The sequence below is a fragment of the uncultured Ellagibacter sp. genome (genome assembly GCF_934636505.1).
Classification (GTDB): Bacteria; Actinomycetota; Coriobacteriia; order Coriobacteriales; family Eggerthellaceae; genus Ellagibacter.
This window is the reverse complement of sequence record NZ_CAKUAL010000063.1, coordinates 1-11,151: the sequence shown is the minus strand read 5'-3', so window position 1 is coordinate 11,151 and position 11,151 is coordinate 1. Positions and strand designations below refer to the sequence as shown.

The window sequence follows — 11,151 nt, the reverse complement described above, 5'->3', positions numbered from 1 at the left end:
CTCGAACTCAGCCGGACATGTCCGGCTGAGTTCGAGAACGAAACCTAAGTGTTCGGATGAACTTACAAATCAACCCTGCGCCTTTCTTTCCCGATGAAGGAGATAATTCGCCATAATCCCTGTTCGCAGATAGATAAGCGCGCTATCATTAGCTCACAAGGCGATCGCTGCATCGCCGTCTTCTGGATTGCGTTTTACACGCACGATGGGGAAGGGGCAGCCATGCTCTATGACAATATCTTAGTTCCCTACGATGGCTCGGTGTCAGCCGATGCGGCGCTCGAGGAAGCGGCCCGCTACGCGAAAGAGGATCCGGGCTGCGCGCTTCACGTGCTGCAGATTTCGGATATCGAGCATCAGGTGATCGAGCGGCTCGATTCTTCGTATGGCGCGGCGGTTCCCGTTGGTATGAGAGAGGCTTTCGAGGATGCCCAAAACGAGGCTCAAAGAAAGCTCGAGCGCGACGTTCGTCTCGCGACGCGCGGGCTTATGAACGAGATCCACGTTGAGGTGCAGATCGAGACGACGATCGGCGTGCAAATTGTCGCGTATGCGGCGGCGCACAACATCGACCTCATCATCATGGGATCGCGCGGCCTCGGCGGTTTGCGCGGCATCCTGGGCAGCGTATCGAGCTTCGTGCTGAAAGAGGCGAAGGTTCCCGTTCTCGTGGTGAAAGATTAGCGAGCGAAAAAATCCCCCATCTGGAAAGGATGCACCGCCAGATGGGGGATTGCTTTTGCGTGGTGCCGGCGGCAGGAATCGAACCCGCAACCTACTGATTACAAATCAGTTGCTCTACCGTTGAGCCACGCCGGCATGTGATTTGCGCAAGCAAACATGATAAGGCAAAACGCGCCAACTGAAAAGAGGGAAATGCTGGAAGGCGCCGGAGTGCAGCAAGGGGGGTGCTCCGGGTCTTCTTCAATGCTTTCTAGTCTATTGTCGAGAGCCTTAAATCCTCAAACGTGCCCTCAAATCGATAGTGCGATATCTTTCCAGTGCCATCATCAAAAGAGACGGTAGTTTCCTTCAGCTGGGCTAGTGCTTTAGTTTGCGCGCATTCGGAAAAAGACTGCTTTTCCTCTGCGCTCATATTCCCCGAAAAGTAACGTTGGCGCGCATCTTCGTCTACGTCAACGAAGATGCGGATTGCCACGGTATTCTCGTTCGTTGCGTCTAAGGGCGCGCTTTCGCCCCAAGACTCGTTAAATGCTTCGATCTCGTTTTCCGAAAGTGGGCCGTCGTGGAGCGTTTCGCGGTTTATCTCGACATACTCGCCTTCAATGCTCATGGAGCAGGTCCCTTTGCTGGGGGCGGAAAGGCTGAAGGATGCGAAAAACTGGAGGGCAATTTTTCCCTCTCCTGCGGGAAGGACGAGATTACTCGCTTGTTCGCCATCAGCGTTCATTCCGGAGATCTTTACAGGCATAGTTTCCGCGAAAGCGCTGGTTACGCCTGTGGGATGGTACTCGACGGGAGCATAGCTCCATGGTTTTGCAACAAATAGGGTAGCCACGATGAGGCATGCAGCAGCTGCGCTGGCAAGCACAAAGCCCATTCGCCTCGGGTGATTGTTGCGCTTCGGGAGCGTTGGGTGGTGCCCTGCTTCCTCTGATTGGCTCGAAGGCTTCGTCGCTATCATTGCCAGCGTTCTTTCTTGCAGGTCAGCGTGTGGCTCGATGGAGAGCGACGTTTGCTTGAATTGCTCGATGAAAGCATTGAAAGAATCGTCTTCTCTTCTTGTCATGCGGACACCTCCTCATTTCAGGTGCTGTTTGATTTTGGCTCTTGCCCGGTGGAGGCGTGTTCGAATGGTTGCATTCGACACGCCTACGATTTTCGCGATTTCTTCCGTTGAATACCCCTCGACGTAAAACAGATAAATCGCCTCGCGCTGGTCGTTGTTCAGAGTATCCACAATATCCCAGACACCGCTAACGTTGGGTGCCTCCGAGCTGGACGTCTCCCCGCCCGCGATGGGCATGGATGCGAAGTCAGCTGGATCGAGCAAATCTTCTCGATGTCGCTGCTTTTCTCGATAAAGCGTGCGACAACGGTTGCCAGCAACCTTCAAAAGCCAGGCTTTAAGATGTTCGTCGCTCTCGAAAGTCTGCTGCGAGGAGTGAAGCGCCAGGAAGGTTTCTTGATAAACGTCTTCCGCTTGATGGAAGGAGCGAAGGAGCGTGAAAGCGAAGCGGAAGACAGTGCTGCCATAGGTAGTCGCCGCGTGCGTCACTATGTCAACGTATCTGTCTTTCAGATAGCTTCCTTTCGGAAAAACAAAAAATAATCTAACTATGGGAACAATTCACGCCTTGAAAGCGTATAGCTAACAGAGCGGTCAACGTGATGCGCTCATCGTCGTTCAAAAGAAAGGGAAAGTCAATGAAAAGAGGCGTGAAGAAAAAAAGTATCTGGATTTGTCTTCTGGCTATGCTCTTGGTTTGTCTTGTTCCAGCAGTTGCTCTTGCCGGCATGGGGCAGTCTGTTGACAAAGAATATTACGGCAAGGTTTGGCGTGGCAGGTCGGCCGCGTACGAGTATCAGAATCCGGGAGAATCGTGGATTACCGAGGATTGGCGTACATGGACGAAAATCACGAATACAACTGCTCCACAGAATTGGTTAAGGAATCGAACAAAAGCTTATAGAAATCTTGATTTCTACAAAGATCAAGTTGTGGTGAATACGACAACTGCGCATTCAGCCGGTGATGCTATAGAGAACAAAATCCTGGCGAGCGCTTGGAGCGCGGATTATTACTACTGCGCTACGTATTCGACGCATGCACTTTATCACGGCTCCATCGGGTACGACGATGGCTATTTTGAAACTGTTGGCGCAGAAGACTGGAATTATAGCTAGAGGAGGCGTAATGATTACTGCTTCGAATCGAACAAAACTCAGCGGACTGCTCGCGTTAGTAATGATTGCAGCTTTGGCTGTGGTCGGCGTATCTCATGCGATCGGCTTTGCCTCCGGAAAGGGCGACGCGCCTTTGCCTGTAAACAGCGAGGGCGTCACCTATGGATCAATGCTTGAAGCTGAAATGAATGGTACGGAAATGCCCGAACTCGTATCATGCATAGCCACGAATGGGAAAAGGGGGTATATGTACTATGAAGAGTACTCGGCAATAACGCAGAGAGATTTCGAGCTTTCTTCCGAAGAACTCGATTCTATTATGCCCGATAGGGCTGAAACTATTGCTAAGGTTTTTGCGGAGACTGCCAATGCTTATTACGGTTACGAGTTGCTTTCTTCTGAAGAAGCGAAAGAGGCATTGAGCTTAATCACTTCTGTTGGCGGAACAGAAGCTGCGATCACCCTCCTTGAAGGGGATGTGCGCTCCTCGGTTTTGGCCAACAAAACTGCGTCGGGCGGTGAGATAGTCCATGGTGGAAACGCAGAGGACGCGGTAAAGGTTGTTCAATCTCAAAGGATGTCACTTATTAGCGACGTGGCTGAAGCCGTGTCGTTTGACAAATCAACAAATGCCGCCATTATTGATCCCTCATGCCTGTCGGAAGCGCTTACAACTAACTATATGAACACGATGGAGTATGCGTATTTCTATCAAAAAGCGAAGGACGCAGTGGGTATTGCGCTCCCTGTATACGAGAAAGACGGCAGAACGGTAATCGGGGAAATCGTAATTGATTCACTTTAGTTCTAGTCAATGAAAAAGGGGTGTCGGGAATGAAAAGTTATAGCGCGCTTAAAAAACCCGGAGCTGCAATTGGAGTTGCTTTGGCGGTCGCGGTGGCGCTTTGCCTTTCCTTCGCCTTCTGTCTGACTGCGAGCGGTGAAGCGTTGTTTGATGAGTCTTCGGATTATTTCATCGGAGCTGATGGCCAGAGTTACGGTGTGCCGGTAGAAGGCGATGAGGGCATTATCGCTATGCCGGATATGGTTCGCGTGAAAGCCACTAATGGCGAAATTGGATATGTATCGCCCGATGAGATGACGAATGCTTTCTTTGAAGGAGCAGTTGAGCAGGATGAAATCGAGGCCGTTCTTGCTTCGCTTGCTGACAAAAAAGCGCAAGCGTTGACTAACGCAGCCAATCAATGTTTTGGTTTTGAGGTTCTCGCCTACGACGAGGCTTATGAAATGGGCAATCTTCTCGTTCAGGCGAACGGTATGCTAAAAGCAAAAGATGCCATGCAGGGCGTTGCAGCCCAGAGAATCGCCGTAGCTTTAGAAGAGGGCGTCATTTCGTCGGCAAAGGCTAACGAAATTGCAACCATGGCCATGGATGCCGAGGACAATTCAGACGAATTGCTCCTGTCGGGAGACTTCACCATCAACGAGCAGCTGTTTGCCTCCATCTACAAAGAGGCTCAAAAGGACGTCCGTGTTGAGGTTCCCGTTTATGCAAGCGACGGATCGACGGTCGTTGGCGTATACGAAGTCGATCGTATGTAAACTCGTTAAGGAGGGAGTGCGGCGATGAGCAGCTCGAGATGTCGAAGTGCAATTATGGTTTGCGTATTGGTTTGTATCGCTCTTTTAGCTGGTGCATTTACAGGGACGGCCTATGCGGCAAAGAAGTTTGGCCAGTATCATGAAAGGGGCTTTTGGCACGGAACGGATCTTGTTAATTATGGATGGAGAAACGGATACGATGGGAGATCATACGGTGCTCTTTTCAGCATATACGAATCTTGGATGTGGGTTAAAAATACCAATCGATCGGTAAAGGCTGGGGCTATTGTATCGCAGGCTGGTGTAACCATTTATGTTTTCGGTGACCCCAAAGTAGTGGAATGGGGGCCAGTGGTAACCAACTTTTTCGATAATCCCGCTGACAATGCGATTGAAAGCCATTACTATAATGAGCTCATGAAAGGGGATGGCTTTGCATGGGGCTATGGCAAAATAAGAGACCCTGCGTGTAATATGCACGAAATTGGAACAGAAGAAAATGCTATCGAGATAATTGGATAGTTGGCGAGGGGGTACTGAATGCGTTGTTCTCGATTCTCTATTCCTGTAAGGGTTGCCTCGGTTTTGACTTTCGTGCTGATGGTTTTTGCGCTGGCTGCTTGCTCCTCGAGCGACGGCGACAACTCGTCTCTCCATGTGGATAGTGGGAAGCTGCGCATTTATTACGAGGAACCTTACGCGGTTGTTCCTGGGGATAGCTTCTACCACGAAAGAGGCTTCGTCACATTTCTTGACGCGTATAATGCGCTCTTCTCTTTAAATGAAGTGACGTATCTTGAGCCCACGCTTTTGGTGTCGGGCGAGGAGGAAAACCATAACTTTCGTTCGCTCTCGATGTTTTCCGAGGTCGATGACGGCGATGTTTCCAGCCAAGATGTGAAAAGCGCTATCGATAACTTCACGCTTCCGCGTCCTGAAATGACCGATCCGGAATTTCGCCTCGTTGACGATATCGACAAAGGAAACGGTGAGTCTATTCTCATTTACGCCGCATATGAGAAGGCGGACAAGAACAAGGCTGCGGAGATGCGCGTTGCGAGCTATTTCTGGAACAATCGGCTCATTGGCGTGGGGCTAACGTATCTCGGACCGGTTGAGGGAGAGGATCGCGCGCAGGAAGTCGCTCTTGCTGAGAACATGCTGAGAAACGTGGAAATCATCCATTAACGTGGTGCCGGGCGAGAGGTGTCGCTTGGCTGGGTCGGGCGAGGAGGTGCGGCCTGGCGTGCCCCGCTGCCTTCTCGCCCGCTTAATCAAGTGGTCGCGCTATTCCTTCGCGCCCCATTCTTCGTAATATGCGTCGATAGCAGCTTTGATGTCGTCGTTGATGAGGACCTCACCCTGCACTTCGCGGTTGTAGAGGTACTCGGTCACTTCGGCCATGTTCACGATGCTCGCCGTGGGGAAGCCGTACTTCTCAGACACCTCGTCGCAGGCGCATTTCACGCCGCCTTTTCCAACCTCCATGCGATTGAGCGAGACCATAAGGCCTTTGACCTCGATATTTGCGGCGCCGGTGATGAGGGGGTAGGTCTCGTCGATCGACTTGCCCGACGTGGTGACGTCTTCCACCATGACAACGCGGTCGCCGTCTTCGAGCACGTGCCCGAGCAGGTTGCCGCCCTCGCCGTGGTCTTTCGCTTCCTTACGATTCGAACAGTACTTCACCTCTTTGCCGTAGAGCTCGTGAAGCCCCATCGCCGTCACGACCGACAGGGGGATGCCCTTGTACGCGGGGCCGAACACGACGTCGAAGTCGAGCCCGAAGTTGTCGTGGATCGCGCGCGCGTAGGAGAGACCCAGACGATGCAGCTGGTCGCCCGTCACATAGGCGCCTGCGTTCATGAAAAACGGGGACTTGCGGCCGCTTTTCAACGTGAACTCGCCGAACTTGAGCACATGGCTTTCGACCATGAACTCGATGAACTCCTGCTTGTACTGCTCCATGGGACGTCCTTTCCCTGTCGTGCGCGTGGCCGCGCGATTCGTTTTCGCGGTATGATTCCACTATACAAGAACTCGACGCCTGCGGTGGGCACTGCTCGCCTGCGGGCGGATTTCCCGAAAGGCGTTCACGTGATTTACCTCGACAATGCGGCGACGACGCTCAAGAAACCCGACGGCGTGGCTCGCGCGGTGGCGGACGCGATCGGCTCGTTCGGCGGTCCGGGGCGCGGGTCGCACGCGGCGGCGTTCGCGGCAAGCATGGCCGTATTCGAGGCGCGCTCTGCTGTGGCGGGGCTGCTCGGTGCGCCGGACGCTTCCCGTGTATCGTTTACCATGAACGCCACAATGGCGCTCAACATCGCCCTTGCGGGTCTTTTGCCTCGTGGGGGACGTGCTATTACCACGGCTGCGTCGCACAACTCGGTGCTGCGGCCGCTCTTCCGCGCTCGCGACATGCGCGGGGCCCAGGTGGAGGTTGCCCGCATTCTCCCTGATGGGTCGCTTGACTGGGAATCCTACGAGCGTGCGCTTGAGGGCGGGGCGAACCTGGTCGCCGCCACGCACGCGTCGAACGTGACGGGCGATGTGTACGACGTCGCGCGTATGGCTGCGATGGCGCACGACGCGGGCGCGCTGTTCGTTCTGGATGCGGCGCAGACGGCGGGCGCGATGCCGGTTGATATGGCAGCGCTTGGGGTGGACGTGCTTTGCTTCACCGGGCACAAAAGCCTCTACGGCCCGCAGGGGACAGGAGGCCTCATCGTTCGCGAGGGGCTTGAGGTGGAGCCGCTTCTCGAGGGCGGGTCGGGCGTGCACAGCTTCGACGAGCGCCAACCGTCCTTCATGCCTGAGGCGCTTGAGGCGGGGACGGAGAACGCGCACGGCCTGGCGGGGCTTGCCGTTGGCGTGGAATACGTGGCGCAGAAAACGCCGACTGTGATCGCTGCCCAGGTGGCGGGGCTTGTCGAGCGTTTCGAGCGCGGGCTGAGGAGCATTCCTGGGATCGTGGTGTACGGCGGGCACGCGAGCTTTGGGCGCTCGGGAATCGTCGCCTTCAACATCGGCGACGCCGACTCGGGCGAGGTCTCCGCGCGACTCGATGCTGATTTCGGCATCTGCACGCGCCCCGGTGCCCACTGCGCGCCGCTTATGCACAAGGCGCTCGGCACGGCTGAGCAGGGCGTCGTGCGCGTGAGCTTCTCCAGCTTCAACACGCAGGTTGAGGTGGACGCCGCGCTTGAGGCTGTGGAGAGTATTGCGCGTCAAGCGAGCTAGCGAGCGCCGTGCGGCGCGGCGGGCGCGCGGTGGCGCGGTGGTGGCGCGGTGGTGGCGGGCGCGCGGTGGCGGGTGTGCGGCGCGGTGTTGATGAGCGCGCAGTGACGCGGCGGGGTCGCGCGGTGCGATCGCTCGGGGTGCAGTGGCGGGCGCGCGGTGGGGTTGTGTACAAAAATGACGATAATTTTGAAATATAATACGGTCACTAATTAAAATATTCCCCAAAATCTAGCTAAGTGGGGAATATCTTTGCGCATTCCGTTAATCTGGGTGATGAAATGAGGGAATACGCCGCATAACTATCTCTCGCTTTGCAAATTATCGTCATTCTTGTACAACTAGAACCCTAATTAATTGAATGACAGAGCGCTGACCTGCGGTTTTTAATTATAAAGGAGTCTAACAAATACGATTTATCGCGTTTCCCACCTAAGAAGGCGAGCTTTAGTTGTGCATATTGCGTGCGCGGTGTTCTCGTGAGTCCGATTTCGTACTACAGTACAATAATAGTACGAAATCGGACTAAAGGGTAAGGATGAGCAAAGGGAATTCGGCGCTCGACATAAACGCGATGGGCAACTCAAACGCGGCAAGCTCGGCGGACACGACCGCGCCAGGCGAAGCGAGGTTGGCAAGTGCAAGCCCGCTGAGCGACTCGAGCCCGATGGGCGCTTCAAGCCCGCTGGGCACTTCTATCCCAGGCAATATTGCGCACGCCTACGAGGCGTTCGACAGTTTTTGGCGCGAGCAGAACCAGCTCTATCGCGACGTTGCGACGTCGTTCGGAATCTCCGAGAGCGCGTTCAGTATCCTGTACGCCATTTTCCTTGCGGGCGAAAACGGCATCTCGCAGCGGGATATCTGCGTGCAGATGTGTATCGGCAAGCAAACGGTGAACAGCTCCATTCACAAGCTCGAGCGCGAGGGAGTGGTTGAGCTCAAGAGCGGTCCGGGCCGTCGCGGCCTGCTCGCGCATCTGACTCCGATGGGCCTTGAGCTCGCCGAGCGCACCATCGTCCCTATGATCGAGGCAGAGCTTGCGGCGCTGAGGGAACTCGACGACAGGGAGCTCGAACTGTCGCTTCTCCTCGGACGGCGCTATACCGATGTTCTGCGCTCGCATTTCGCGGATATTCCTGGGGTGCGCCTGACCTCGCGAAACAATAAGACCACACTTCTGGATGGCGAAGCTGCGCCCCGAGGGGTCAAGGCTGTAGCGCAAGGCGACGCTTCCGCGCCTCGAAACGACGGAGCTGCCAAGCGCGGCGGGGAGGGCGAGGCTGCGCCCTCGGGCGGGTGTCTTTTCTCTCCGAATAAAAAGGTACGATAAGCCATGGCGATCCAGATTTCCGACCATTTCACACTTGGGCGGCTCGCGCGATTCACCGCCCCCACCTGCGCCATGATGCTCTTCACATCGATCTACGGCGTAATCGACGGCCTGTTCGTGTCGAACTTCGTCGGCAAGGAATCCTTCGCTGCCTTAAACCTCGTCTATCCGCTGTTCATGATGCTCGGCGCGCTCGGGTACATGTTCGGCACGGGAGGCACGGCGCTCGTCGCCAAAACGATGGGGGAGGGCGACGACAAGCGCGCCCGCGGGCTGTTCTCGCTTATCGTGTACGCGACGCTCATCGTGGGCATCGCGTGCGGGGTCGTGGTGTTCGTGGCCGTAGGGTCTGTCGCTGGTGCGTTAGGGGCCGAAGGATCGCTGCTTGAGGAATGCGTCGTGTACGGCAGCATCCTGGCGTTCTCGCTTCCTTTCTTCATGTTGCAGGAAACCTTCCAGAGCCTGTTGACCGCTGCGGGCAAGCCCAAGGTGGGGCTTTGCGTCATGGTGGTTGCCGGCGTTGCCAACATCGCGCTCGACGCCCTGTTCATCATCGTGTTCCAGTGGGGTTTGGCGGGTGCTGCCCTGGCGACGGCGATAAGCGAGGTCCTTGGCGGTGCGATCCCGTTCCTCTATTTCGCGCGGCCGAACTCGAGCACGCTGCGCCTGGGTCGCCCGCTTATCGACGTGCGGGCTTTGGGGCACGTCTGCGTGAACGGCTCGTCGGAGCTTGTCTCGAACCTTTCCATGTCGCTCGTGTCGATGGTCTACAACTTCCAGCTGATGGCCTATATCGGTCCCGATGGCGTCGCGATTTACGGCGTTATCCAGTACGTTGCGTGGATCGCGGTGTCGCTTCTCATGGGCTTCACAGTCGGCTCCTCGCCCATCATCAGCTACCACTACGGGGCGAAGAATTCCGCCGAGCTCAAGGGCTTGTTCCGCACCTGCCTTGGCGTGATGGTGGTGGGTGGCGTGCTGATCACCGTGCTCGTGCACCTCTTCGCGCACCCGCTTGCGGCGGTGTTCGTGGGATACGACCCCTCCCTGTGCGAGATGACGGTCGCCGCCCTCGGCGAGTATTCGCTCGCGTTTATCTTCGTGGGCGTGAGCATTTTTGGCTCGGCATTCTTCACTGCGCTCAACAACGGCCTTGTTTCGGCGCTCATCTCGTTTTTGCGCACGCTCGTGTTCGAGTGCGCGGCGGTGTTGTTTTTGCCGGCGATCATCGGCGTCGATGGCATCTGGCTTTCCATCGTGGTCGCCGAGATCGCGTCGATGTTTCTTACCGGCGGCTTTCTCGTCGGCCTGCGCAAACACTACGACTACGCCTAGCGCCTGCCGCATCGAGGAAGGGCTGTCCCGCTGCGTCGCGCCTGCCGCGTCGCGGAAGGCCCGCTCGCTTAGCGGCCGCGCACCTGGTGCTCACGCCGCCGCCCGTCGCGTTGCGGAAGGCGCCCGTCCGCTTTCGCCCGTCGTGTCCTGCCCGTGCGCTTTGTGAGGATAATGCGGTGATGGGAGTGCTGTTGTATCATGGGGGCGAACAATGAGCGCCCCTTCTCGGGCGCCGCAAAAGGAGAACCTGTGGAACAAAAACCCTCATTCGACAAGCGCTTTGCGCTGCTTATCGACGCGGACAACGTGTCATCGAAGTACATCAAGCCCATTCTCGACGAGCTTTCGAAATACGGCACCATCACCTACAAGCGCATTTACGGCGACTGGACGAGCACCCTGCACGCCAAGTGGAAAGACGCGCTGCTCGACAATTCCATCACGCCGATTCAGCAGTTCAGCTACACCGTCGGCAAGAACGCCACCGACTCGGCCATGATCATCGACGCGATGGACATCCTCTATACGAACTCGGTCGAGGGCTTCTGCCTCGTGTCGAGCGACAGCGATTTCACGCGCCTGGCGAGCCGTATCCGCGAGAGCGGCCTTACGGTGATCGGGATGGGCGAGAAGAAAACGCCCACGCCGTTTCGCAAGGCATGCGACATCTTCACCACGCTTGAGCTGCTCATCGGCGAGGCGCGTCGCGACAAGGCCAACGGCTCTTCGTCGAGCCTGACCATCGAGGAGGTCGAGCGCGCGGTCGTCGACATCATCACCGACAACCAGAACAACGGGAAGTCGACGGGCTT

Annotated in this window: 13 protein-coding genes and 1 tRNA gene; 10 read left to right on the top strand and 4 right to left on the bottom strand. The window is 56.1% G+C overall.

From position 1 onward, the window contains the following. The first annotated feature begins 222 nt into the window (after window positions 1–222). Window positions 223–684 (top strand): universal stress protein, encoded by a 462-nt coding sequence (locus tag Q0G18_RS07560; protein ID WP_297151531.1) that lies wholly within the window; start codon window positions 223–225, stop codon window positions 682–684. Between the two features lie 60 nt (window positions 685–744). Here Q0G18_RS07560 and Q0G18_RS07555 read toward each other — a convergent pair. The 3 genes from Q0G18_RS07555 to Q0G18_RS07545 all read right to left on the bottom strand — a co-directional run bounded on the left by Q0G18_RS07555 (window position 745) and on the right by Q0G18_RS07545 (window position 2,239). After that, window positions 745–819: transfer RNA gene (locus tag Q0G18_RS07555), tRNA-Thr, on the bottom strand. Window positions 820–934: 115 nt separating this feature from the next. After that, window positions 935–1,750 carry a hypothetical protein gene (locus Q0G18_RS07550; RefSeq protein ID WP_297151527.1) on the bottom strand — a complete coding sequence of 272 codons (816 nt, stop codon included), beginning with the start codon at window positions 1,748–1,750 and terminating at the stop codon, window positions 935–937. Window positions 1,751–1,762: 12 nt separating this feature from the next. Continuing rightward, entirely contained in the window at window positions 1,763–2,239 is a 477-nt protein-coding gene (locus Q0G18_RS07545; RefSeq protein ID WP_297151524.1) for a sigma-70 family RNA polymerase sigma factor, read from the bottom strand. Between the two features lie 149 nt (window positions 2,240–2,388). Between Q0G18_RS07545 and Q0G18_RS07540 the strand changes: the two genes are divergently transcribed. From Q0G18_RS07540 to Q0G18_RS07520, 5 genes are all read left to right on the top strand, one after another. Next, window positions 2,389–2,868: a hypothetical protein gene (locus Q0G18_RS07540; protein ID WP_297151521.1), complete on the top strand. Its 480-nt coding sequence runs from the start codon at window positions 2,389–2,391 to the stop codon at window positions 2,866–2,868. A 10-nt stretch (window positions 2,869–2,878) separates the two neighbouring features. After that, window positions 2,879–3,673, top strand: a complete 795-nt coding sequence (locus Q0G18_RS07535; protein WP_297151518.1) for a hypothetical protein — start codon at window positions 2,879–2,881, stop codon at window positions 3,671–3,673. A 29-nt stretch (window positions 3,674–3,702) separates the two neighbouring features. Next, window positions 3,703–4,431, top strand: coding sequence for a hypothetical protein (locus Q0G18_RS07530; RefSeq protein WP_297151516.1), 729 nt, complete (start codon window positions 3,703–3,705; stop codon window positions 4,429–4,431). A 24-nt stretch (window positions 4,432–4,455) separates the two neighbouring features. Then, window positions 4,456–4,953 (top strand): hypothetical protein, encoded by a 498-nt coding sequence (locus Q0G18_RS07525; RefSeq protein WP_297151513.1) that lies wholly within the window; start codon window positions 4,456–4,458, stop codon window positions 4,951–4,953. Between the two features lie 63 nt (window positions 4,954–5,016). Then, entirely contained in the window at window positions 5,017–5,619 is a 603-nt protein-coding gene (locus Q0G18_RS07520) for a hypothetical protein (protein ID WP_297151510.1), read from the top strand. Between the two features lie 99 nt (window positions 5,620–5,718). On the opposite strand, the gene pyrE is transcribed toward Q0G18_RS07520, so the two are convergent. Further along, window positions 5,719–6,399: an orotate phosphoribosyltransferase gene (gene pyrE, locus Q0G18_RS07515; RefSeq protein ID WP_276995576.1), complete on the bottom strand. Its 681-nt coding sequence runs from the start codon at window positions 6,397–6,399 to the stop codon at window positions 5,719–5,721. A 129-nt stretch (window positions 6,400–6,528) separates the two neighbouring features. Between pyrE and Q0G18_RS07510 the strand changes: the two genes are divergently transcribed. From Q0G18_RS07510 to Q0G18_RS07495, 4 genes are all read left to right on the top strand, one after another. Further along, window positions 6,529–7,674, top strand: a complete 1,146-nt coding sequence (locus Q0G18_RS07510) for an aminotransferase class V-fold PLP-dependent enzyme (RefSeq protein WP_297151503.1) — start codon at window positions 6,529–6,531, stop codon at window positions 7,672–7,674. A gap of 535 nt (window positions 7,675–8,209) precedes the next feature. Then, a complete protein-coding gene (locus Q0G18_RS07505) occupies window positions 8,210–9,004 on the top strand; it encodes a MarR family transcriptional regulator (protein WP_297151500.1) in 795 nt (264 codons plus the stop codon). 3 nt (window positions 9,005–9,007) lie between these two features. Beyond that, window positions 9,008–10,339 (top strand): MATE family efflux transporter, encoded by a 1,332-nt coding sequence (locus Q0G18_RS07500; RefSeq protein WP_297151497.1) that lies wholly within the window; start codon window positions 9,008–9,010, stop codon window positions 10,337–10,339. 249 nt (window positions 10,340–10,588) lie between these two features. Continuing rightward, window positions 10,589–11,151, top strand: a 563-nt coding sequence (locus Q0G18_RS07495; protein ID WP_297151494.1) for an NYN domain-containing protein, incomplete at its 3' end; no start/stop codon positions are given.